The organism is Cellulomonas biazotea (assembly GCF_004306155.1).
GTDB lineage: Bacteria > Actinomycetota > Actinomycetes > Actinomycetales > Cellulomonadaceae > Cellulomonas > Cellulomonas biazotea.
The window spans coordinates 1-21,977 of sequence record NZ_BIMR01000012.1 but is presented as its reverse complement, the minus strand read 5'-3'; the positions used below and the strand labels follow the sequence as shown (position 1 = coordinate 21,977).

General features: G+C 73.6%; 26 protein-coding genes and 1 tRNA gene. 12 read left to right on the top strand and 15 right to left on the bottom strand.

Going from position 1 to position 21,977, the window contains the following annotated elements; translation table 11 throughout:
- Positions 1-120: 120 nt before the first annotated feature.
- Positions 121-1,280, top strand: a protein-coding gene (locus tag CBZ_RS00970) for an IS3 family transposase (RefSeq protein WP_130779775.1) whose coding sequence is annotated in 2 segments (ribosomal slippage) — positions 121-399 and positions 402-1,280 — 1,158 coding nt in all. Because the reading frame shifts where the segments join, the coding sequence is not laid out codon by codon here.
- A gap of 9 nt (positions 1,281-1,289) precedes the next feature.
- On the opposite strand, the gene CBZ_RS00965 is transcribed toward CBZ_RS00970, so the two are convergent.
- The 4 genes from CBZ_RS00965 to CBZ_RS00950 all read right to left on the bottom strand — a co-directional run bounded on the left by CBZ_RS00965 (position 1,290) and on the right by CBZ_RS00950 (position 3,441).
- Positions 1,290-2,486 (bottom strand): tyrosine-type recombinase/integrase, encoded by a 1,197-nt coding sequence (locus tag CBZ_RS00965; RefSeq protein WP_246012940.1) that lies wholly within the window; start codon positions 2,484-2,486, stop codon positions 1,290-1,292.
- 27 nt (positions 2,487-2,513) lie between these two features.
- The gene (locus CBZ_RS00960; protein ID WP_130779752.1) at positions 2,514-2,774 is read right to left on the bottom strand and encodes a helix-turn-helix transcriptional regulator; all 261 of its coding nucleotides are present in this window, start codon (positions 2,772-2,774) and stop codon (positions 2,514-2,516) included.
- 183 nt (positions 2,775-2,957) lie between these two features.
- Positions 2,958-3,031 (bottom strand) — tRNA-Pro (locus tag CBZ_RS00955).
- Between the two features lie 77 nt (positions 3,032-3,108).
- Complete coding sequence (locus CBZ_RS00950; protein WP_130779751.1) at positions 3,109-3,441, bottom strand: YciI family protein; 333 nt, start codon at positions 3,439-3,441, stop codon at positions 3,109-3,111.
- Between the two features lie 209 nt (positions 3,442-3,650).
- Here CBZ_RS00950 and CBZ_RS00945 point away from each other — a divergent pair, with 209 nt between their 5' ends.
- Positions 3,651-4,037, top strand: coding sequence for a VOC family protein (locus CBZ_RS00945; protein ID WP_130779750.1), 387 nt, complete (start codon positions 3,651-3,653; stop codon positions 4,035-4,037).
- A gap of 3 nt (positions 4,038-4,040) precedes the next feature.
- Here CBZ_RS00945 and CBZ_RS00940 read toward each other — a convergent pair whose 3' ends face one another.
- Positions 4,041-4,544, bottom strand: coding sequence for a COG4315 family predicted lipoprotein (locus tag CBZ_RS00940; protein WP_130779749.1), 504 nt, complete (start codon positions 4,542-4,544; stop codon positions 4,041-4,043).
- A gap of 155 nt (positions 4,545-4,699) precedes the next feature.
- On the opposite strand from CBZ_RS00940, the gene CBZ_RS00935 reads away from it, so the two are divergent.
- Complete coding sequence (locus tag CBZ_RS00935) at positions 4,700-5,206, top strand: sigma-70 family RNA polymerase sigma factor (RefSeq protein WP_130779748.1); 507 nt, start codon at positions 4,700-4,702, stop codon at positions 5,204-5,206.
- The gene (locus CBZ_RS00930) at positions 5,203-5,943 is read left to right on the top strand and encodes an anti-sigma factor family protein (protein WP_130779747.1); all 741 of its coding nucleotides are present in this window, start codon (positions 5,203-5,205) and stop codon (positions 5,941-5,943) included. The genes CBZ_RS00935 and CBZ_RS00930 overlap by 4 nt, the downstream gene beginning before the upstream one ends.
- A gap of 40 nt (positions 5,944-5,983) precedes the next feature.
- Here CBZ_RS00930 and CBZ_RS00925 read toward each other — a convergent pair whose 3' ends face one another.
- Together CBZ_RS00925 and CBZ_RS00920 are read right to left on the bottom strand one after the other, a co-directional pair.
- Complete coding sequence (locus CBZ_RS00925; RefSeq protein ID WP_130779746.1) at positions 5,984-6,484, bottom strand: YbaK/EbsC family protein; 501 nt, start codon at positions 6,482-6,484, stop codon at positions 5,984-5,986.
- Positions 6,481-7,455 (bottom strand): pirin family protein, encoded by a 975-nt coding sequence (locus CBZ_RS00920; RefSeq protein ID WP_130779745.1) that lies wholly within the window; start codon positions 7,453-7,455, stop codon positions 6,481-6,483. Before CBZ_RS00920 ends, CBZ_RS00925 begins: the two co-directional genes overlap by 4 nt.
- A gap of 122 nt (positions 7,456-7,577) precedes the next feature.
- On the opposite strand from CBZ_RS00920, the gene CBZ_RS00915 reads away from it, so the two are divergent.
- The 3 genes from CBZ_RS00915 to CBZ_RS00905 are packed head-to-tail and all read left to right on the top strand — an operon-like array spanning position 7,578 to position 9,176.
- Positions 7,578-8,057, top strand: coding sequence for an RNA polymerase sigma factor (locus tag CBZ_RS00915; protein ID WP_130779744.1), 480 nt, complete (start codon positions 7,578-7,580; stop codon positions 8,055-8,057).
- A 26-nt stretch (positions 8,058-8,083) separates the two neighbouring features.
- Positions 8,084-8,800 (top strand): methylated-DNA--[protein]-cysteine S-methyltransferase, encoded by a 717-nt coding sequence (locus CBZ_RS00910; protein ID WP_130779743.1) that lies wholly within the window; start codon positions 8,084-8,086, stop codon positions 8,798-8,800.
- Positions 8,801-8,810: 10 nt separating this feature from the next.
- Entirely contained in the window at positions 8,811-9,176 is a 366-nt protein-coding gene (locus tag CBZ_RS00905; protein WP_130779742.1) for a DUF2277 domain-containing protein, read from the top strand.
- 29 nt (positions 9,177-9,205) lie between these two features.
- Here the strand turns inward: CBZ_RS00905 and CBZ_RS00900 are convergent, their stop codons facing one another.
- From CBZ_RS00900 to CBZ_RS00890, 3 genes are all read right to left on the bottom strand, one after another.
- Entirely contained in the window at positions 9,206-9,511 is a 306-nt protein-coding gene (locus tag CBZ_RS00900) for a hypothetical protein (protein ID WP_130779741.1), read from the bottom strand.
- Positions 9,512-9,534: 23 nt separating this feature from the next.
- A complete protein-coding gene (mqo, locus tag CBZ_RS00895) occupies positions 9,535-11,016 on the bottom strand; it encodes a malate dehydrogenase (quinone) (protein WP_373862131.1) in 1,482 nt (493 codons plus the stop codon).
- A gap of 179 nt (positions 11,017-11,195) precedes the next feature.
- A complete protein-coding gene (locus tag CBZ_RS00890; RefSeq protein ID WP_130779739.1) occupies positions 11,196-14,003 on the bottom strand; it encodes a cellulose binding domain-containing protein in 2,808 nt (935 codons plus the stop codon).
- Between the two features lie 271 nt (positions 14,004-14,274).
- On the opposite strand from CBZ_RS00890, the gene CBZ_RS00885 reads away from it, so the two are divergent.
- Positions 14,275-14,481: a hypothetical protein gene (locus CBZ_RS00885; RefSeq protein WP_130779738.1), complete on the top strand. Its 207-nt coding sequence runs from the start codon at positions 14,275-14,277 to the stop codon at positions 14,479-14,481.
- A 117-nt stretch (positions 14,482-14,598) separates the two neighbouring features.
- On the opposite strand, the gene CBZ_RS00880 is transcribed toward CBZ_RS00885, so the two are convergent.
- The 4 genes from CBZ_RS00880 to ligD (CBZ_RS00865) form a co-directional block, all read right to left on the bottom strand.
- The gene (locus tag CBZ_RS00880) at positions 14,599-15,768 is read right to left on the bottom strand and encodes an App1 family protein phosphatidate phosphatase (RefSeq protein WP_130779737.1); all 1,170 of its coding nucleotides are present in this window, start codon (positions 15,766-15,768) and stop codon (positions 14,599-14,601) included.
- Positions 15,765-16,337, bottom strand: a complete 573-nt coding sequence (locus tag CBZ_RS00875) for a Dps family protein (protein ID WP_130779736.1) — start codon at positions 16,335-16,337, stop codon at positions 15,765-15,767. The genes CBZ_RS00880 and CBZ_RS00875 overlap by 4 nt, the downstream gene beginning before the upstream one ends.
- A 111-nt stretch (positions 16,338-16,448) precedes the next feature.
- Complete coding sequence (gene ligD, locus CBZ_RS00870) at positions 16,449-17,330, bottom strand: non-homologous end-joining DNA ligase (protein WP_130779735.1); 882 nt, start codon at positions 17,328-17,330, stop codon at positions 16,449-16,451.
- Positions 17,327-18,253 (bottom strand): non-homologous end-joining DNA ligase, encoded by a 927-nt coding sequence (gene ligD, locus CBZ_RS00865; RefSeq protein WP_130779773.1) that lies wholly within the window; start codon positions 18,251-18,253, stop codon positions 17,327-17,329. The genes ligD (CBZ_RS00870) and ligD (CBZ_RS00865) overlap by 4 nt, the downstream gene beginning before the upstream one ends.
- 105 nt (positions 18,254-18,358) lie before the next feature.
- Here ligD (CBZ_RS00865) and ku point away from each other — a divergent pair, with 105 nt between their 5' ends.
- From ku to CBZ_RS00845, 4 genes are all read left to right on the top strand, one after another.
- Positions 18,359-19,387, top strand: a complete 1,029-nt coding sequence (ku, locus tag CBZ_RS00860; protein WP_130779734.1) for a non-homologous end joining protein Ku — start codon at positions 18,359-18,361, stop codon at positions 19,385-19,387.
- Positions 19,384-20,424, top strand: coding sequence for a PHP domain-containing protein (locus tag CBZ_RS00855; protein ID WP_130779733.1), 1,041 nt, complete (start codon positions 19,384-19,386; stop codon positions 20,422-20,424). Before ku ends, CBZ_RS00855 begins: the two co-directional genes overlap by 4 nt.
- Positions 20,425-20,566: 142 nt before the next feature.
- Positions 20,567-20,848, top strand: a complete 282-nt coding sequence (locus CBZ_RS00850; RefSeq protein ID WP_013771076.1) for an HU family DNA-binding protein — start codon at positions 20,567-20,569, stop codon at positions 20,846-20,848.
- A 105-nt stretch (positions 20,849-20,953) separates the two neighbouring features.
- Positions 20,954-21,352, top strand: coding sequence for a Fur family transcriptional regulator (locus CBZ_RS00845; RefSeq protein WP_130779732.1), 399 nt, complete (start codon positions 20,954-20,956; stop codon positions 21,350-21,352).
- Positions 21,353-21,375: 23 nt separating this feature from the next.
- Here the strand turns inward: CBZ_RS00845 and CBZ_RS00840 are convergent.
- On the bottom strand, positions 21,376-21,977 hold a 602-nt coding region (locus CBZ_RS00840; RefSeq protein ID WP_130779731.1), incomplete at its 5' end, for an anti-sigma factor.

Genomic DNA, 21,977 nt, shown 5'->3' with positions numbered 1-21,977 from the left:
GCCGTACCTGCGCGCGAACGCCGCAGCGCAGTCAGCCGCAAGGTGCACACATGGGTCTGCTGCACGGATGGGTGACACCTGACCTGTGGGGACGCGGTCCCCGCTGGAAGGATGTGCACCGTGCCCAGGCCCTATCCCATGGAGTTCCGCCGGGACGTCGTGGCGGTCGCCCGCCGTGGCGAGGCCCCGATCAAGCAGATCGCGCACGACTTCGGGATCGCCGAGTCGTGTCTGCGCAACTGGCTGCGTGACGCGGACGTCGAGGACGGCAACCGTCCGGGCGTGACCGCCTCGGAGTCGGTCGAGCTGCGTGAGGCGCGTCGGCGGATCCGGCTGCTGGAGCAGGAGAACGAGGTGCTGCGTCGCGCAGCGGCGTATCTCTCGCAGGCGCAGCTGCCGGGAAAGGGCTCTACCCGCTCGTGAGTGAGCTCGCCGCCGACGGGGTGCCTGTGGCGGTGACGTGTCGGGTTCTCAAGCTCGCCAGACAGCCCTACTACCGCTGGCTCGCAGCGCCTGTCGGTGCGCGTGAGCTCAAGCAGGCGCACCTCGCGAACGCGCTGTTTGACGCCCACTGCGACGACCCCGAGTTCGGCCACCGGCTGCTCGCCGACGAGGCGGCTCGGGCCGGTCTGGTGGCTTGCGACCGCACGGTGTGGCGGATCTGCTCGTCCAACGGCTGGTGGTCGGTGTTCGGCAAGAAGCGCCCCCGAGGTGGCAAGAAGGCCGGGCCGCCGGCGCACGACGACCTTGTGCTGCGCGTGTTCACCGCCGACGGACCGAACCGGTTGTGGCTGTGGGACATCACCGAGCACCCCACGAGCGAGGGCAAGGTCTACCTCTGCGCGATCAAGGACGTGTTCTCCAACCGGATCGTCGGGTACTCGATCAGTGACCGCATGACGTCCCACATCGCGGTGAACGCCCTGGCCAGCGCCGTGCAACGTCGCGGTGACGTGGCCGGGTGCATCGTTCACGGGGACCGTGGGAGCCAGTTCCGAAGCCGCAAGGTCCTGCGCGAGCTGGCCCGCCACGACCTGGTCGGGTCGATGGGCCAGGTCGCCTCCGCGGGCGACAACGCCGCGATGGAGTCGTTCTTCTCACTCCTGCAGAACAACGTCCTGAACCGGCGCCGCTGGACCACCCGCGACGAGCTGCGCCTGGCGATCATCGTCTGGATCGAACGGACCTACCACCGCCGCCGACGCCAAGCGCGACTCGGTCGCCTGACCCCCATCGAGTACGAGACCATCAACACCCCTCAGGTCGCACTCGCCGCCTGAGACCCGCTGTCACCTACTCGTGCAGCAGACCCCTGCTTCGTGAGAGCGACCGCTTCGCGGCGACAGGTGTTCGAGGATCTCGGCGGTTCGTGCGTCCACCTGCTCGTCCGGCTGGATGTAGTGGAGCCGCGTGATTGCGGTCGAGGTGTGTCCGAGGAGCTCAGCGGCGAGGTCGAGCCCGCCATGCTTGTCGACGACCGTGGCGGCGGTGCGACGGAATGCATGCGGAGTCACCGTCGCAACCCCCGCGGACCGGAGCGCCTCACGGAGTCGTCGTCGAACGTTCGCGGTCGTGAGGGGCGTGCCGTTGCGGCTGAAGAAGATGAGGTGGTCCTGTGGCAGGGCCCCAGTCACGGCGAGGCGCGAGCGAACGGCCTCGGCGGTGAAGGACGGTACGGCGACCCGGCGCACGGACTTCGCGGACTTGGGGTGGTCCTGCCGGTACGTCGGCCGGCTCTTGGGCGAGACAACCGTGCCGGCGATCCGGATGGTCGGCGGCTCGGCGTCGAGGTCCAGGTCGCACACCCGAAGAGCAAGCGCCTCTCCGATGCGCGCGGACGTACCGACCATGACCTCGATGATCGCCTCGAGCTGACCATCCGGTCTGGGGCCCATCGACGTTCCGTTCCGACGCCATGACGCGACGGCATCGCGGATGACGTCGAGCTCGACCGCTTCGAGGGCCATGGGAGGCCGGGCCGGCCGCTTGAGACGTCGCGTGCCCTGGACAGGGTTGCGGTCGGCCGCCTCGAGCCGCACCGCGAGGCCCATCACCAGGCTGAGGACCTTCTTCGAGTGCACGGCGCGGGCGTAGCTGAACGCGCGTTGCTGCGTGAGCCAGCGTTCCACGCGGGCCACGGTGATCTCGCGGACGGTGAAGTCCCGGAACGCCGGCAGCAGGAGGTGCTCGGCCTCCCACGCGTAGCGTTCACGCGTGCTGATCGCCAGCTCGCCTTCGGCCTCCAGAGCCGCGAGCCAGTACGCCACGAGGTCCGCGAACGAAGTCCCGCCCGTGATCTCGCTCGTCGGCTCGAGCTCGTCAGACACCGTCCTCATCTTGAGCTGCAACCGCCGCCGCGCGTCGGCCCGGCTGCCACCGGTCGACTCGAGCTGGCGGTAACGGCCATGACCGTCCCGATAGCGCACCCGCGCTCGGAACCGGCCGCTGGGTGTTTGCTGCGTCGAGATCTCGCCGAAGGTGCCCACCCCCAGCCGTGACCTAGGCACGTCCGCTCACCGCTCGGCGCGATACGTCCCCGGCGTGGTTTCCCGCACGCTGTCGAGCCAGGTCTGCACAGACGACAACGGAAACTTCAGGTGCCGGCCGATACGCAGGGCGCACGGCCCCTTGCCCTCCGTACGCCAGCGGTAGATCGTGACCACCGGCACGCCGACGTACTCGGCCAGTGCGTCGATGCTCAGCAGCGGTTCGAGGCCCGGGAGCGTCGAGCTCGGGCCGGCGACGTCGTTCGGGAGATGGGTCTGCGTGGTCATGCAGCCAGGTGTGCGCAGGGCGTTCAGATGTCGCGACGCAGTGCGAGACGCTGCGCGCCCAGCTCGACGTTGACGCTCCCGCGACGCTGCTCGTGAGTCGAAAACGCGGGATAAACGCGGGATGGACCAATGTCCAGAGACTCCTCAGGCCTGGTGAGACACCGTCTCACCAGGCCTGATGCGTCGGGCTGACAGGATTTGAACCTGCGACCCCTTGACCCCCAGTCAAGTGCGCTACCAAGCTGCGCCACAGCCCGATGGCCCCCGCAGGGGCCTCGGAAACTCTACCTCACCTGACCGGGGTGCTCGTGCAGCGCGCTGCCCGGGATCCGCGTCAGTCGGGGATGGGCCAGAACTCACGCACCTCGATGCGGCCGAACCGCGCCATGGGGTGCTTCGCCGCGATCGCGACGGCGTGCTCCAGGGAGTCGCACTCGAGCACGTCGTAGCCGGCGATCTGCTCCTGCGTCTCGGCGAACGGGCCGTCGGTCACGAGGGTCCGGTCACCGCGGACGCGGACGGTCCGGGCCTCCTCGGCGGGGCGCAGGCGGTCGCCGTGCAGCCGGGCGGTGCCGGTCTCGTCGAGCCACGTGACGATGTCGCCGTCGCCCTCGACGGTGTCGGTGTCGCCGGTCGGGTCGGTGCAGACGAGCATCAGGTAGCGCATGGGTGGTCTCCGTGGGTCCGGGCCGGGTGGTTCCCGGTCGTCGGGGCCATGACGCGCGAGGTCGCCGTGGATCGACAACTCGCGCGCGCGGTTCCGTGCGAAGGGGCATGCCTGCACGTCCGTGCAGCGTGATTGACCCTGTCACGGGGCGGTCCTAGCGTCGAGCCGCCGGCCAGCCGAGGGTCGTCTGGCCCGCCCAGGAGGCCACCATGCTCTCCGACTTCGTCGCCATCCCCGTCCTCGCGGTCACGGACCTCGAGCGGGCGCGCGCCTACTACGAGGGGACGCTCGGGTTCACGAGCGCCGGGGAGGCCGCGGAGGGTGTCATGTACCGCGCGGGGTCCGGGCAGTTCCTCGTGTACCCGTCGGGGTACGCGGGCACGAACCAGGCGACGGCCGTGTCGTTCCAGCTCTCGGGCGACCGCTTCGACGCGGAGGTCGCGGACCTGCGCGACCGGGGCGTCGAGCTGCAGACGTTCGACGCCCCGGAGGGCACGTGGCAGGACGGCGTGCTCGTCCAGGGCGACATGAAGGCCGCGTGGTTCAGCGACCCGGACGGCAACGTCCTCAACGTCGAGACGGGCACCCAGGCCTGACCGTCACGGACCGACCTGCGCGCCGTCGGGCGCGACCGCGTACCAGACCTCGTTGACGCCCTGCCCGTTGACGTCGCCCGGGGCCATGTCCTGCGCGAACAGGTACAGCGGCCGGCCGTCGATCGTCACCTGGTACTCGCCGTCGGCGTTCTCGATCGTGCCGACGTCGCCCGTGACGCCCTCGACGACGGGCTCCTCCGTCGCTGCCATGATCGGCGGCCACGCGGTGAGGCAGTCGCCGGTGCACGCGCTCGTGCCCGAGCCGGGCGTGTCCTTGAGGAAGTAGTAGGCCGTCATGCCCTGGCCGTCGACGACGACCGTGCCGAGCGACGTCTCGGCGGTCATGAGGTCGGCGTCCCCGGCGGGCGCCTCGGCGGACTCGGACTCCTCGGCCGTCGACTCGGTGGTGTCCGACCCGGCGGTGTCGTCGTCGCCCGAGCCGGAGCAGCCGACCAGCGTGGCGGCCGTGACGAGGCCGAGCGTCGTGAGCAGGATGGAGCGTCGCACGGTGGTCACCTTCCGACGGGGGAGCGGGCCCGCACCGGTGGTGCGTCGTCACCGCCTCCATCCGGGACCACGGGGCAGGGGCCGTCCGGGTTCACCGTGAACCTCACGGCCCCCTGCACCGTTGGGTGGGTGACGAGACGGGAGGTGGGGACGGCGTGGACGAGGATGCCGACGCGCTGCTGCGCGCCCTGCACGCGTCCTACGCGCGCCCTCTGCACCACTTCGTGGTGCGTCTGACCGGTGACCACGAGCTCGCGCAGGACGTCGTCCAGGAGGCGATGGTCCGCGCGTGGCGGCACCCGGAGGTCCTCGCTCGCGACGACGACGCGACCCGTGCGTGGCTGTACACGGTGGCGCGCAACCTCGTGATCGACGACCGGCGCAGCGCGCGGTACGCCCGCGAGCGCGTCACGGACCGCACCCCGGAGCGGGCGGGCCCGGACGGCACGCAGGCGGTGCTCGACGCGTGGCTCGTGTCCGACGCCCTGGCGCAGCTGACCGCCGAGCACCGGGCGGTCGTCGTCGGCGCCTACTACGGCGGCCGGTCGGTCGCCGAGCTCGCGCGCGAGCAGCAGATCCCGGAGGGCACGGTGAAGTCGCGCATGCACTACGGTCTGCGGGCGCTGCGCCTCGCGCTGCAGGAGAGGGGAGTGACCTCGTGACCGTCCACGACCCCGACCGTCCCGGGACGCCCGGCGAGGACGTCTTCCGTGAGTGGGACGCCGCCTACGTGCTCGGTGCGCTGAGCCCGTCGGACCGGCGGCTGTTCGAGGAGCACCTGGCCTCGTGCGCGGCGTGCCGCGAGCGGGTGACGGAGCTCGCGGGGATGCCGGGGGTGCTGCGGGCGCTCACGGCGCAGGAGGGGACGGCGCTGGTCGACGGCACGCCGCGGGTCGACGTGGAGGGTGCCGAGGTGGTCGACCTCGCGACGGTGGCCCGGTCGACCCGATCGGCCCGGTTGCGGCGCCGTCTGGTGCTCGCCGGCGCCGCCGCGGTCCTCGTGGTCGGCGCGGCGTTCGGGGGTGCCTGGGCGGCGCGGACCGTCGCACCGGCGCCGGTCGTCGCGGAGGCGGCCCGCCTCGAGCTGCGGCCCACCGGCGAGATCGCGGTGACGGCCGACCTGACGCTGCAGGAGAAGGGCTGGGGCACGCGGCTGGACTGGTCGTGCACCTACCCGGAGGGTGCGGCGCCCGAGGAGACCGTCTACGGGCCGAGCCCGGTGTACGAGCTCGTCCTCGTCGAGGACGACGGGACGGCGACGGTCGTGGCGACGTGGTCGGCGACCACGGGGCACGCACGTGGGCTCGGCGCGTCGTCGAGCGTCCCGGCCGCGGACATCGCCCGGGTGGAGATCCGGGTGCAGGGCGCGCGCGACGCCCTCGCGGCCGCAATGGTCTGACCCGCCTGAGGACGCCCTCGCGGCCCACCTGGCGGGCGGGTCAGCCCGCGGGCACCTCGTCGTCGGCGACGACGTGCGGCGTGCCGCCGGTGACCCGGACGAGCTCGTCGAACGTCGTCGGGAAGACGCTGTGCGGGGTGCCCGCCGCGGCCCAGACCTGCGCGTGCTCGGCGAGCGCGACGTCGACCACGGTCTCGAGCGGCGCCGGGTGGCCGAGCGGGGCGACGCCGCCGATCGCCTGACCGGTCGCCGCGCGCACCTGCTCGGCGCTCGCGCGGCTCACCCGGTCGCGTCCGAGCCGCTGCGCCAGGCCGGTGGTGTCGACGCGGTGCCGGCCACTGGTCAGGACCAGCAGCGGCGCACCGTCGGCGAGGAACACGAGGCTGTTCGCGATGGCGCCGACCTCGCAGCCGAGCGCGGCGGCGGCCTCCGCGGCGGTGCGCGCCGAGTCGGGCAGCACGACGACCTGGCCGGCGACCCCGGCGGCGTGCAGGGCGTCCGCGACGCGGCGGGCGGACGGGGGCAGGGGCGCGTCGGTCATGCGGTCTCCGGTCGGGGTCGGCGGCGGCGCGGCTGCAGCCGCACGTTGGGCAGGGCGGGGGCGGGGATGCGGTCGGATCCGTGCCCGGCGACCACCCCGAAGCGCTCGGCGGCGTCGGGCGACTCCCACGCGTCACGTGCGGCGGCGATGTCGGCGTGGGTGCGGCCGACGAAGTTCCACCACATGACGAGGTCGTGCTCGAACGGGGCACCGCCGAGCAGCAGGAGCCGCGTGGGGGTCGAGGCGCGGACGTGCACCTCGTCGCGCCCGTCGCCGAGGAACAGCAGCGGACCGGGCTCGACCGGCACCCCGGCGACGTGGGCCGCGCCGTCGAGCACCAGCACGGCGTGCTCGAAGCCCCGCTGCAGGGGGACGACGACGTCTCGTCCGGCGTCGACCACGAGGTCGGCGCCGAGCAGGGGCGAGTGGACACGCGCAGGGGAGTGGGCACCGTCGAGGGCACCCACGAACACCGTCGCGCGGACCCCCGGGGCCTCCCAGACCGGCGGGGCCGCGACCTGTTCGAACGACGGCGGGGCGTCGGCCACCGCGTCGGGCAGGGCGACCCACAGCTGCACGCCGTGCAGGGGAGCGGCGTCACCGAGCGTGAACTCCGAGTGCGACACCCCGTGCCCGGCCGTCATGAGGTTGAGCTGCCCCGGCCGGACGACGACCTCCGAGCCCACCGAGTCGCGGTGCAGGATGTCGCCGACGAGCGGCCACGTGACCGTCTGCAGCGCGGTGTGCGGGTGCGGCAGGACACGCATGTCGACGTCCTGCGGGCCCATCTCGTCGAGGAAGCACCACGCACCGACGAACGGCAGCTCGCGCTGCGGCAGCGTCCGGCGGACCTGCATCCCCCGCACGCCGCCGAGCGGGACCTCGCGGGCCGGGTGCAGCACCGCCACGGGACCGTGCGCGGGTGCCAGGGCGCACACCTCGGGCTCCGGTCGGACGTCGAGGTTCGTCATGGCCCCACTGTGCCCGACGGCAGCCTCCGGCGCCGCGTCCTCGCCGAGCCGGGACACGCCGACGGTGACCTCGCGGACGGACCTCACACCCGTCGGGCCCCGCGCGTCTGCACACTGTGGACGTGAAGCACCCCTTCGAGCGCGTCGTCACCGACCACGGGGCGACGGTCCTGCGCGTGTGCCGGGCCGTGCTCGGACCGGTCGACGCCGACGACGCGTGGTCGGAGACGTTCCTCGCGGCGCTGCGCGCGTACCCGGACCTTCCCGCGGACGCGAACGTCGAGGCGTGGCTCGTGACGATCGCGCACCGCAAGTCCGTGGACGTCGTGCGACGGGCCGCCCGGCACGCCGTCCCCGTCGCGGACCTGCCGGACCGCGCGGTCGTGGGGGTGTCGCGCGACCTGGACCTGTGGGCGGCCCTCGCGGCTCTGCCGGACAAGCAGCGGCGCTCGGTGGCCTACCACCACCTGGGCGGGCTGCCGTACGAGGAGGTCGCCGCGCTGCTCGGCGGCACGGCCGCGGCCGCCCGCCGGGCGTCGGCCGACGGTGTCGCGGCGCTGCGCCGCACGTACCCGCGGTTCGCGGACGAGGGGAGGGCGTGATGGGCGCCGGGACGAGGGAGACGACGATGCGCGACGGCACGATTCCCGACGGCACGACTCCCGACGACGCGGTGCTCGACGGCACCGCCCCCGACGAGGCCGTGCTCGACGAGGCGCAGCTCAACGAGGCGCTGCTCGACGAGGCGCTGCTCGACGGCGTGGCCGTCACGGCCGACGAGGTGGCGCGCCTGCACGCCCGCCTGGTCGCCCGGGCAGCGGATGACGCGCTGCTCGACGTGGCCTACCGGACGGTCGACAGCCCGGTCGGCCGGCTGCTGCTCGCCCGCACCCCGGCGGGGGTGGTCCGGGTCGCGTTCGCGGTGCAGGACCACGACGCGGTGCTGCAGGACCTGGCCGACCGGGTCAGCCCGCGCGTGCTGGAGGCACCCGGGGCGCTCGACGACGTGGCGCGCGAGCTCGACGAGTACTTCGCGGGGACGCGGCGGACGTTCGACGTGCCGGTCGACCTGCGGCTGACCAGCGGCTTCCGCCGGGCGGTCGTCGAGCACCTGGGCGACGTGGCGTACGGGCGGACGGCGAGCTACGCGCAGGTCGCGGCGCTGGCGGGCAGCCCGCGCGCGGTGCGGGCGGTGGGGACGGCGTGCGCGCTCAACCCCGTGCCGCTGGTCGTGCCGTGCCACCGTGTCGTGCGGTCCGACGGCAGCCCGGGACGGTACGCGGGCGGCGACGACGCGAAGCTCGCGCTGCTGGCCCTCGAGACGGGCGTCGGTGCGGCGGCGTAACGTCGAGCGCATGTGCCGGAACATCACGACGCTGCGGGGGCTCGAGCCGCCCGCGACCTCCGCGGAGATCGAGGCCGCCGCGCGCCAGTACGTGCGCAAGGTGACGGGCGTGCAGCAGCTGAGCGACGCGACGCGCGACCCTTTCGAGGCGGCCGTCGCGGAGATCGCCGCGATCACCGCCCGCCTGCTGGAGGACCTGCCGGCGCGGCGTCAGCCGCCCACGACGGTCCCGCCGCTGCGCCGTCCGGAGGTGCAGGCCGCCATCGCCGCCCGCATGGCGGCGCGGGAGGAGCACGAGCGGGCGCACGAGCTCGGGCTGCCCCACACGCACGAGGACGACGACCTCGTCGACGGCGTCCACGCGGCGGCGCACTGACACGTCCGCTCCGGCGGGCGCGGTCGGTGTCAGTCGGTCGTCGCGCGGGATGCCGTCGCGGGGGCGAGCGGCACGAGGCGCGGGATGCCCGGTGGCGCCACGGCCGACAGCGCGAGGTAGCGCGCCTCGGCACGGTGCAGACGGATGTGCTCGTCGAGCGTCCACGTCGGGCCGTTGGTGAGCTCCATGCCGCACGCGCACGCGATGGTCACGCGGCCGTCGGGGGTCTCGCAGACGACGCCGACGGTCGTGTGGTCGGTCGCGGCGCGCACCTTGGCGTAGCGCATCTCGGCGCTCACCGGCACGACCGGCGGTGCCGGGCCGTCGACGGTCATGGTGTTCCCCAGCGGTGCGATCCTCAGCGGTCGGTGGCGACGCGCTCGTCGACGAGCTGGTCGAGCTCGAACGACTCGTCCCACTGCGCGCCACCCAGGCTCGGCATCATCGCACGCAGCTGCGGACGCCAGCCCTCGACACGCTCCGGGAAGCAGCGCTCGAGCAGGTCGAGCATCGTCGCGACGGCCGTCGACGCGCCGGGCGAGGCACCCAGCAGGCCGGCGATCGAGCCGTCGGCGGACGTCACGAGCTCGGTGCCGAACTCGAGGACGCCGCCCTTCTTCCGGTCCTTCTTGATGACCTGGACGCGCTGGCCCGCGGTGACGAGCTCCCAGTCGCGGGGGTGGGCCGTCGGCATGAAGGCGCGCAGCGTGCGGAGCCGGTCGAGATCCGTCGCGGTGACCTCGGAGATGAGGTACTTCAGCAGGTCGAGGTTGCGCACGCCGACCGCGAGCATCGGCACGACGTTGCCGGGTCGGATCGAGCGGATCAGGTCGAGCCACGAGCCGTGCTTGAGGAACTTCATGCTCCAGCCCGCGTAGGGGCCGAAGAGCAGCGCGGTGCCGCCGTCGACGACGCGCGTGTCGAGGTGGGGGACGGACATGGGCGGGGCGCCGATGTCGGCCTTGCCGTAGACCTTCGCCTGGTGCTGCGCGACGATCCGCGGGTTCGTGGTCTTGAGGAACTGCCCGCTGATCGGGAAGCCGCCGAAGCCCTTCGCCTCGGGGATGCCGGAGCGCTGCAGCAGGTGCAGGGCGCCACCACCGGCGCCGATGAACACGAACCGGGCGCGGACGGCGCGGGCCTTGCGGCGGCCGTTCCAGCGGCGGTCCTTGATGCGCAGCGTCCACGAGCCGTCGCGGGCCTGCCGCAGGCGCGTGACCTCGCTCTCGACGTGCAGACGGGCGCCGCGGTGCTCGGCGTCCTCGATCATCGACCGGGTCAGGGCGCCGAAGTCGACGTCGGTGCCGGACGCGGCGCGCGTCGCGGCGACGGGCTCGGCCGGGTCGCGGTCGTCCATGAGCAGCGGCGCCCAGGCGGCGACCTGCGCGGGGTCTGCCGAGAACTCGAGGTCGGAGAACAAGGGGTGCGTCCGCAGCGTCTCCCACCGGCGGCGCAGGTAGTCGACGTTGGCCTCGCCGCGCACGAACGTCATGTGCGGGGTCGTCGACAGGAAGCCCGTGCCGCCCGGCAGGCGGCCGTTCGTCGCGAGGTGGTTCCAGAGCTCGCGCGACAGCTCGAACTGCTCGTTGATGGTGACGGCCTTGGCGATGTCGATCGTGCCGTCGGGGCGCTGCGGCGTGTAGTTGAGCTCGCAGAGAGCCGCGTGGCCGGTGCCCGCGTTGTTCCACGGGTTCGAGCTCTCCTGGGCGACCTCGCCCCGGCGCTCGTGGATCTCGACGGTCCACGACGGTTCGAGGGTCGTGATGAGGGCGGCCAGGGTCGCGCTCATGATCCCGCCACCGACGAGGACGACGTCCACTGACTCTTCGCGCTGCGCCACGATCTCGATCGTATGTTGACGTCGAGAATCTCCACGACGAGGAAGGTGTGACCTTCGTCTCGTTCGTCCCATGACTTCACGTGCTAGGTCCGCGGACGCACGAGGGGTGGTGGTCCCGCCCCGCGGCGGTCCACCACCCCTCGTGGTGCGGCCGGGGAGTCCCGGCCCAGGTCAGGACCTCAGGCCGTCGTGCAGGCCGTCCCGTTGAGCGTGAACACCGTCGGCTTCGGGTTGCTGCCGGGGTGCGACCCGTTGAAGCCGACCTCGACGCTGCCGCCCGCGGCGATCGTGCCGTTCCACGGCGCGTTCGACACCGTCACCGACGCCCCGGTCTGGCTGAAGACGCCCGACCAGCCGTTGGTCACCTGCTGCGACGAGGGGAACGTGAACGCCAGCTTCCAGGCGTTCATCGCCGTCGAGCCGTTGTTCGTGATCTTGACCGACGCCGTGAAGCCCGTGTTCCAGTCGCTCGTCGTGTAGCGCACCGTGCACCCGGTGGGCTGCACGGTCGGGGTGACGGTCGGCGTCGGGGTGACCGTGGGGGTCACCGTCGGCGTCGGGGTGACGGTCGGCGTCGGCGTGACCGTGGGGGTCGCCGTGGGGGTCACCGTCGGGGTCACGGTCGGGGTCACCGTCGGCGTGACCGTCGGCTCCGTGCCCGACGAGTGCCCCACCACGATGCCGCGCCCGTTCGTCCCGACGTAGACCCGGCCGAACACGTCCGGGTCGCCCGTGACGACCGAGCCCGTCCAGCCGAACTGGTGCTCGTCGTCGTTGATCCGCACCCACGACGCACCGGCGTCGACCGAGCGGAACAGCCCGCGCACGCCGCCGACCTTGGCCGACAGGTAGATCGCGGGATAGGTCGCCCCGGGGGCGGCCTTGCCGAACCCGACCGCGTCGCCCTGCTCGACGTTCGAGAGCTTCGTGAACGTCTTGCCGCCGTCCGTCGAGTGCCACAGGCCGTAGGCCGACGTCGTCGCGCCGCCCGCGAGCCACACGTCGCCCTCACGGCCGGGCACCGCACCGAAGCGCACGTTGCCCTCGGTGGGCAGGCCCGTCGCGGACGACGCGGTGAACGTCGCGCCGCCGTCGGTGGAGTAGTGGAACTTCCCCCCGCCGTACGCGTAGAACCTCTGCCCGTTGACGCGGTCGGACTCGACGCGCGCACCCGCCGGGACGCCGGACGACGCCGTCCAGCTCGACCCGTACGTCGTCGAGACGTGCACGCCGGCACCCGCCGGGCTCCACACGATGCGCCCGCCGTCGGCGCTCACGGCGACCGTGCCGCCGCCCGTCACACCGGCGACGTCCTGCCCGGCCCACCACGAGTCGCCGCCCGACGTCGAGACGCCGATGTGCGCGACGCCCGCGTCACCGTTGCCGACGCGCACGACGGTCGAGGGCGACTTCTCGGCGAAGTCGAGGCTCACGACGCCGCCGTGGTAGGGCGCGGTCATCGCGTACTTCGACGGCACCTTGGTGATGTCCTTGTGCACGAAGCCGCCGATGTCGTACATCCCGGAGATGAGCTCGGTCGTGCCCGGGGGAGCGGCGAGGTCCTGGACGGCCGTCTCCTCGATGCCCTGGGCCTTGACGCCGATGTTCACGGTGCCGCCGGTGTCCCACGCGGTGAGGTTGCTGCCGCCGTAGATCGTGGCGCCCGTGCCGTAGAGGAAGCTGTTCGAGTCGAACGGGTCGATCTCGAACGACTCGGTCATCCACCCGAGCTTGGGGCTGGGCTCGGGGTCGACGCCCTGCTTGCCGAAGTCGAGCCACGGCGCCCCGGAGATGTCGAGCTTGTACTTGAGGGTGCGGCTCGGGTACCCGGCCCAGTCCCAGATCCGGCTCCACGTGGCGCCGCGGTCGGTCGAGCGGAACACGATGATGTCCGGCCACCAGGAGATCTGCGTGACGGCCATGATCGTGTCGGGGTCCTGCCGGTCGATCGTCAGGCCGGAGTAGCCGAAGTAGTTGTCGGTGCTCGACGACGGCACGGGGGAGATGTTCGTCCAGGTCCCGGTCGCGGTGTCGAGGCGCCACACGTCGCCGTGACCGCCGTCGTACGGGCCGCCCGTGTCGCTCGTCGCGATGTAGAGATGCTTTCCCGCGGCGTCGTAGACGCCCTTGTGCGCGATGAACCCGGTCGGCTGCCCCGCGACGCGCGACCACGTGACGCCCGCGTCGGTCGACCGGTAGACGGTGTTCTCCTTGTCGGCGACGCCGACGTAGATCGTCTTGGTCGGGGAGCCCTTGGTGCCGCTCGTGGGGTCGAAGGTCACCCAGACGACGCCCTGGTTGGACGTGAGGTACCCGTTGGTGTCGTCGGGGTCCTGCACGTAGTTGCCGGGGTTCGGGAAGGCGCTGACCTTCGCCCAGGTGACGCCCGAGTCGGTGCTGCGCCACAGGCCGTTGCCGCCCTCGGTGCCGAAGTACAGGACCCGGTTGTCGTTGGGGTCGACCTGCAGGCGCTCGCCCATGCCGCGCCCGGGCATGTTGCCACCGACCTTGAAGGGCAGCGTGGTCTTCTGCCACGTCTCGCCACGGTCGCTCGAGCGCAGGATCGCGCCGTTCTGCGGGTCCCAGCTGTTGGTGTACGTGCCGACGGCGGCGTACACCTTGTTCGGGTTGACAGCGTCGGTCGCGAGGCTCAGGACGCCCGTGTGGCTCCAGTCGTCCCAGCCGATGTGGTCGAGCAGGGGCACCCAGCGCTGGGTGGCCTTGTCGAGCCGGTAGGCGCCGCCGATGTCGGTCCGGGTGTAGACGAGCCCCTTCTCCGACTGGTTGTAGACGATGCCGGGGACGAAGCCGCCGCCGACGATCTCGACGTTGCCCCACGTGTAGGTGGGCGTCGCCGCGGTGGCGGGGGAGCTGAGGGCGACGGCGGTGCCCGCGCCCGTGGCGAGGGCGGCCGCGAGGACGGCGCCGGCGAGCCGTCGTGACCGGCGGCCTGGCCGGGAGGGAGAGGTCGAAGCAGGGACGCGCATCCGCTGCACTCCTTCGTGAAGGCGGTGGGGTGCCCTCCGGGCGAGGGTCGCCCGGACGGTCGGTGCCCGGTCGCCGGGGTGCTCCGGTGCAGGTCCGGCCGCCAGGTGGCGGTCACGGTATCGAAGCGCTTCGAGTGCGAGTGAGAGGGCGAATCGTTTAGTCAGAGCCCGGACCGCGCAGGTCGCAGCGCCGGGGTCCAGCACGCGAGCCGGGACGCCCACGTCCTGGCCCGCGGGTGCGGGGCACGCGTCGCGGAGGTAGAAACCTCCCATGAGCCGCGACCGCGACCTGACGTCCGACCCCGCCGCCGAGCACCTCGCCGACCGTGAGCTGCCCGAGGCCGAGCTCGCCGCCGCCGACGCCCGCTCCGGGGGCGACCCGAGCCGCGCACCGCGATCGCTGCACGCGGTCGAGCTCGAGGCGGACGACGAGGCCATCGCGAGCAGCGACGACTGGGACGACCCCGCCCGCCTCTGACGCCCGCCGGCGCAGCGACGTCCCGTCGTGGCGTGCGCGCGGACCGTCGGCCCGGCACGCGTCCGGCGTCGACGCCCGTGAGCGCCGACGCCGGACGGGGCGACCGCAGGGGAGCGGTCAGGTGGAGCGCAGGTCGTCCGGCCCCAGCGACTCCAGCAGGGCGTGCCCGTCGGCCCCCTGCAGCACCGGGATGCCCTCGCGCACGGTCGCGCGCTCGGCGGACCGCGACTCGGGCGTCGGCGCGGGCAGGCCGTGCGCCAGGACGTGCTCGCTGAACGTGAGCTGGCGGATCAGGACCGCCCGCACGTGCTCGGGATGGTGCTGCACGGCGCCTGCGTAGATCTCCGGGTCGCGCTGCCCGTCGTCGCCCACGAGGATCCACTGCACGTCGGGCAGCTCGCGCACCAGCCGGCGCAGCTGCGCGACCTTGTGCGCGCGGCCGCTGCGGAACCAGCCCGAGTTGGTCGGCCCCCAGTCGGTGAGCAGCAGCGGGCCCGCGGGATACCGGTTCCGGCGGAGGAACCGGGCGATCGCGGGGGCGGCGTTCCAGGCGCCGGTGGAGAGGTAGACGACCGGCATGCCGGGGTTACGGCGGCCGAGCTCGGCGTAGAGGTCCGACATCCCGGGCACGGGCTCGCGGGCGTTCTCGTGCCGCACCAGCACGTTCCACGCCGCGACCAGGGGACGCGGCAGGCGCGTGACCATGACGGTGTCGTCGATGTCGCTCACCAGTCCCACGCGGACGGCCGGGTCGACGACGAGCACCGGCGCGTGCGCCTGCGCCCCGTCGGCGGTCGTGACGCGCAGTCGGTGCCACCCGGGAGGCAGGTCGGACTCGAGCAGGACGTCGAGGTACCCGCCGCGGTCCGTCACGACGCGGTGCTCGACGTCTCCGACCTGCACGCGCAGCTCGGCACCGGCGACCTGGGCGGTCGCGAAGCTGCGCCAGCCCCGGACCGCGTCGGTGCTGCCGGCGTCGACCTGCGCGTCGCCACCCGCGGCGGGCAGGTCCGCTCCCCGGACCGACGGCCCGGCGAGCAGGGTCCGCGCCATCACACGCACCCAGCCGGGCGCGCCGTAGCCCGCGAAGGGCTCGATGCGCACCGTCCACCCCTGCCGACGCAGCACCGACACGAGCGCCCGGTCGAACGCGTCCTCCAGGCGCCCCGCGACGTGCAGGCGGCGGGACGGGCTGGGCGGCTGGGACGAGCCGGTGGGGCGGGTGCCCGGACGTGCCGCACGGAGCACCGCGCGGTCGTCCGCCCGGTGCTCCGTGCGGGGGGTCACGCCGATGCCTTGCCCTTCGCGCGGGCCTTGTCCGCGGCGGCCTTCTCGCCGTCCGCCGACGCCGTGCTGAGCGCACCGCCGGCCGACTCGAGGTGCGCGCGGACGAACCAGTGGAACAGCTCGAGCTCGTGCAGGTGCCCGACGAGCAGGTCGTTCGTGACGGTGTCGAGCTCCTCGGTCTCCGCGGCCGCCTCGCGGTGCGAGGTGATCACGCCGACGTAGACCTCGTCGAGCGCGCCCAGGTGCGCGATCGCGGTGTCCCGGCCGATCGAGTAGTCGTCCCACGTGCGCGCGGCGACGAGCGCGCCGGGCGTGCCGACGGGGGCGACGCCCAGGGTCGCGATGCGCTCGGCGATCGCGTCGACCATGAGGCGCACGGCGTCGACCTGCGGGTCGAGCATCTCGTGCACCGCGATGAAGTGCGGCCCCACGACGTTCCAGTGGACGTGCTTGAGGGTCAGCGCCAGGTCGTTGAGCGCGTCGAGTCGCCGCTGCAGGATCTCGGCGATCTTCGCCCCCTCCTGGGGGGTGAGCGACGGGACGGTGTACTTGGGCAGCGTGCGTGCCATGTGGCGCTCCTCCTTCAGCTCGTGCGCCGGACGATCCCTGCCCGGCCGCCCTCCACGCTGCCTCACCGGTCAGCACCTCGCCAGCGGAGCGGTGCCGGTCGGACGCGGTCGTCAGGCGAAGGGGTCGCCGTCCCGCTCGAGGCGGTCCGCGACCTCGTCCGGGCCGAGCTGCTGGAGGTCGGGGCCGACCTCGTCCCACCATCGCGGCGCCGCCACGCGGGGCAGGTCGCGGCCCCGCAGCGAGTACGGCGTGATCGTCGTCTTCGCGGGGTGGTTCTGCGACCAGTCGATGAGGACCTTCCCCGGCCGGAGGTCCTTGCGCATGACCGCGACGACGAGGTCGGGGTGCTGCTTGGCGATGGCGAACGCCAGGTCGCGCGCGTACTGGCGGACCTCGACGGCGGTGCGGCGGCCGGGCAGCGGCGCGTAGAGCTGCATGCCCTTGCTGCCCGATGTCACCGGCACCGTCTCGGCGAGCCCGTCCTCGCGCAGGCGGTCCGCCACCAGGTGGGCGACCTGCGCGCACTCCGCGAGCCCCGCGGGCGCGCCGGGGTCGAGGTCGACGACGAGCCGGTCCGGGTTCCGGACCCCGCCGCGCGGCCCGACGGACCACTGCGGCGTGTGCAGCTCGAGCGCACCCTGGTTCGCGCACCACACGAGGCCCGCGAGGTCGTCGACGAACGGCAGGACGAGCTCGGTCCCCTCGCCGTCGTCGTTGCCGGGGGCTGCGGGCAGCGTCTGCCGGCGCAGCCAGTCCGGGGCGCCGCGCGGCACGTTCTTCTCGAAGAACTTCTCGCCCGTCACCCCGTCGGGCCAGCGGATGCGTGTCACGGGCCGCTCGTGCAGCTGCGGCAGGAGTGCGGGCGCGACCCGGACGAGGTAGTTCATGACCTCGGCCTTCGTCGTCCCGGTCTGCGGGAACATGACCTTCTCGAGGTGGCTGACGCGGACCTGCCGGCCGTCCACGTCGACCATCTGACGCTCGGGTGTCACGGCTGCTCCCACGGGTCGGGGTCGGCGTCGGTCCGCACGCCGCGGATCACCGGCTGGCGCAGGCGTCCGGTCGGGGTGCGGTTGAGGTAGCGGGTGTCGACCACGACGACCGGCGCGCACCACCGGGTGCCGCGGGCGTCGACGGGCGGGACGTCGTCGTCGAACGGGGCGGCGTCGGCGGGTGCGCGGTCGAGCGCGGTGCGCAGGGTCGTCGCGACCGCGCCGGTCAGCCCGCTGCCCGCCCGGCCGAGGTAGCGCAGCCGCCCGTCGCCGTCGCGGGCGCCCAGCAGCACGGCCCCCAGCCTCCCGTTGCCCGACGTCTCCTCGCGCCACCCGACGACGAGTGCGGTCCGGTGGTGCTGGTGCGCCGCCTTCACCCAGTCGGACGAGCGGTGGCCGGCGCGGTAGGGCGACGAGCGGCGCTTCGCGACGACCCCCTCGAGGCCGTGCGCCGCGGTCACCGCCCACAGCTCGTCGCCGTCGTCGTACACCGGCGAGAGCTCCACCCGGTCGGGCAGGGCGAGCCCCGCCAGCAGGGCACGGCGCTCGTCGTAGGGACGGCCGACGACGTCGACGCCGTCCGTCCGCAGCACGTCGAAGACGAGGTACGTCACCGGCCGGGCACGGGCGAGAGCCGCAGCGCGACGCGCGTCGCGCACGTGCATGCGCTCGGCGAGGGCGGCGAACGACGGGCGACCGTCGGCCAGGAGCACGATCTCGCCGTCGAGGACCGTGTCCGGGAGGTCCGCCAGGCCCGCGAGCTCGGGGTACGCGGGCGTCGTCTCGCGCCCGCCGCGGCTCCACAGCCGCAGACGTCCGGACGTCGTGTCCGCGAGCGCCCGCACGCCGTCCCACTTCACCTCGAAGGCCCACTGCGGCCCGTGGGGGAGGGCGCCCGTCCGGGCTGCTGGGGTGGCGAGCATGGGCTCCACGGGTCCATCCTGCCCAGGTGGGCCGCGTCCGGCGCGGGCTGGTCGGGGCGTGCCCGGTCGCAGCGGTGCACCCCACGCCGACGGAGGTGGCGGACGATGCGAGCGATCTGGAAGGGCGCGGTGGCCTTCGGGCTCGTCAACGTCCCGGTGCGGCTGTACGCGGCGACGGGCGAGCATGAGGTGACGCTCCACCAGGTGCACAAGGCCGACGGCGGTCGGATCCGGTACCGCAAGGTGTGCAGCATCGACGGCGAGGAGGTCGAGTACCGGGAGATCGCCAAGGGGTTCGAGACGGACGAGGGCGAGCTCGTCGTGCTGACCGACGAGGACTTCTCGCGCCTGCCGCTGTCGACCGAGCGCGAGATCGAGGTCATGGAGTTCGTGCCCGCCGAGCAGGTGGACCCGATCCTGCTGGGCAAGACGTACTACCTGGAGCCGGAGAAGACGGCCGCGAAGCCGTACGCGCTGCTGCGCGGGGCGCTCGAGCAGGCGGACCGGATGGCGGTCGTGAAGGTCGCGCTGCGGCAGCGCGAGTCGATGGCGGTGCTGCGCGTCCGGGACCAGGTGATCTGCATGCAGATCCTGCTGTGGCCGGACGAGATCCGTGCCGCGGACTTCCCGATCCTCGACGCGGACGTGTCCGTGAAGCCGCAGGAGCTCGCGATGGCGTCGTCGCTCGTCGACTCCCTCGCCGCCGACTTCGACCCGTCGCAGTACGAGGACCGGTACTCGGCGGCGCTCGAGCAGCTCATCGAGACGAAGATCTCGACGGGGGACACGCGGGCCGTCCCCGCGCCTGCGGCCGAGGAGGGGGAGCAGGGCGGGGGCGAGGTCGTCGACCTGCTGGCCGCGCTGCAGCGCAGCGTCGAGAAGGCGCGGGGCACGAAGGGCGAGGCGGCGGAGCCGAAGGCGCCGGAGCGTGCGGCGTCGCGCAAGCGCACGGGCACCGACGACGCCGCCGACGGTGCCGACGGTGCCGACGGTGCCGCGTCGGGGGCCGGCAAGGCGGGACCGTCGGCGAAGAAGCCGGCCACGAAGCGGGCGTCGAAGTCCACGTCCGGGTCCGCGAAGAACGGTGAGGACGCCCCGACGACGCCCCGCAAGACGCGCCGCAAGGCGTCGTGAGCGCAGCGGACCGGCAGGCGGACGCGGTCGCCGCGCTGCGCCGGATCGCGTTCCTGCTCGAACGCGCCCAAGCGAGCCCGTACCGGAGCGAGGCATTCCGTGCCGCGGCCCGGTCCGTGGAGCGCGAGGCGCCCGACCGCGTCGGCGCCCTCGTGCGGGCCGGCGCGCTCACGGACCTGCCGGCCGTCGGGGCGCGGACCGCGGAGGTCGTCGCGCTCGTCGTGCGGGGCGAGCCCGTCGAGTACCTCGAGACGCTCGAGGCCGAGCACGCCGAGCGGTCCGCACGCGAGGTCGACCCGGCCGCGGTGGCCCTGCGCGAGCGCCTGCGGGGCGACCTGCACGCGCACACCGAGGCGAGCGACGGCGCGACCCCGGTGCAGGAGATGGTGCTCGCCGCGATGGAGCTCGGGCACGAGTACCTGGCGATCACCGACCACTCGCCGCGCCTGACGGTCGCGAACGGGCTCTCGGCCCCGCGGCTGCGCGCCCAGATGGACCAGGTGGCCGCGCTCAACCGGGCGGTCGGACCGTTCGTCGTCCTCACGGGCATCGAGTGCGACGTCCTCGACGACGGCGGTCTCGACCAGGACCCGGACCTGCTCGACGCGCTCGACGTCGTCGTCGCGTCCGTGCACTCCAAGCTGCGCATGGACAGCCGGGCGATGACCGCACGCATGGTCGCCGCGGTGAGCAACCCGCGCACGGACGTCCTCGGGCACTGCACCGGGCGTCGCCTCACGGGTCGCGCGCGGCCGCAGAGCGAGTTCGACGCGAGGGCCGTCTTCGAGGCGTGCGCCGAGCACGGCGTCGCCGTGGAGGTGAACTGCCGGCCCGACCGCCTGGACCCGCCGCACGACCTGCTCGCCCTCGCCGTGGAGGTCGGGTGCGACCTGTCGATCGACACCGACGCGCACGCACCGGGCCAGCTCGACTGGCTCCTGACGGGCTGCGAGCGCGTCGTGCAGCACGGCGTCGACGCCGACCGGGTGATCACGACGTGGCCCGTGGAGCGCCTGCGGGAGCGCACGCACGGCTGAGGCGGGCGCGGCGTGCACGGAGCAGGGGCGCGGAGGGGTTAGTGTCTGCGCAGCCCCCGGTCACGCGGTGTCCCCGCGCGCCCGACGGGCTCAGGCCCGTCCGAGGGGCCGCCGTACCGAGTGAACAAGGAGCAACCATCTCGTGAGCGTCAACCGCACCGAGCTCGTCCAGGCCGTGGCTGCGAAGGCGGGCACCGCCAACGCCGAGGCCGACAAGGTCCTCAAGGCCTTCCAGGAGGTCCTCGTGGAGCAGCTCGCCGCCGGCGAGTCCGTGACGATCCCCGGCTTCCTGGCCGTGTCGCGGGCCGAGCGCTCCGCTCGCACGGGCATCAACCCGCAGACGGGCGAGAAGCTCGAGATCCCCGCGGGCTACCGCGTCAAGCTCACCGCGGGCAGCGTCCTCAAGCGCGCCGTCCAGGGCTGACACCCCGCCGCACAGGGCCGGGCCCCGACCGTCGCGTCGGGCCCGGCCCTGTGTCGTCCTGTCTCGACTATGATGCGAACGAATCTCATGAAGGAGCGGTAGCGCATGGTGGTCGTCCGGCAGACGCGGCAGCGCGCCGAGATCCTCGACCTGCTCGGGGGCCTCGACGAGTTCCGCAGCGCCCAGCAGCTGCACGAGATCCTGCGTGCCCGCGGCTCGAGCGTCGGGCTCGCCACGGTCTACCGCGCCGTGCAGAGCCTCACCGAGACCGGCGAGGTCGACGTGCTGCGCACCCCCGACGGCGAGTCCGTCTACCGGCGCTGCGCGCAGCGCAGCCACCACCACCACCTCGTGTGCCGGTCCTGCGGGCGGACGGTCGAGATCGACGCCGGCCAGGCCGAGGCGTGGGCCGCGCAGGTCGCGAAGGCGCACGGGTTCGACGACGTCGACCACACGATCGAGCTGGTCGGGACGTGCGCCACCTGCCGCGCCGCGCAGGGCTGACCGGCTGACCCCGCGCCGCCGCGTCAGGCGGACAGCGGACCGCGGACGATCGAGTCGCCCGAGTGTGCCGGGTCGCCGTCGAACGGCTCCTCCGAGACGTCCACGACCGAGAACTCGTCGAGGTCGAGGCCGGGGGGCAGGTCGAACCGTCCCGACGTCCCGGCGAGCGTCCCCAGGCTGACGAGCCCGGAGACGTCGGGCGTGAGCAGCCACACCTCACGGAACCCGGCGTCGCCGTCGACGGCTCCCTCGACGTCGACCACCAGCACCCGCGCGCCGTCACGGTCGACCTCCAGGGTCGCCGTGCCCGACGCGTCCCAGCCGGGCAGCGCGTCGAGCGTCGCCGACGCGACGACGTCCGCGGTCCGGGCGTCACGCGTGCTGACCCACCACGTGCCGGCCCCGCCCACGACGAGCCCGACCGCGGCGGCCGCCGCGACCCACGTCCACGGCCCGCGCGCGCGGCGCGGGGAGCTCAGGGAGACGACCTCGCCACCCGCTCCGCGGTCGCCGGCCGTGGCGGTGTCGTCCCGTGCCTCGCCGGTGCGGGCTGCGCGGTCCCGGGTCACGGCCGGGGCGCTGGCCGCACCCGCCGTCCCGGTCCCGGCCGCGGCCACGCTCGCCT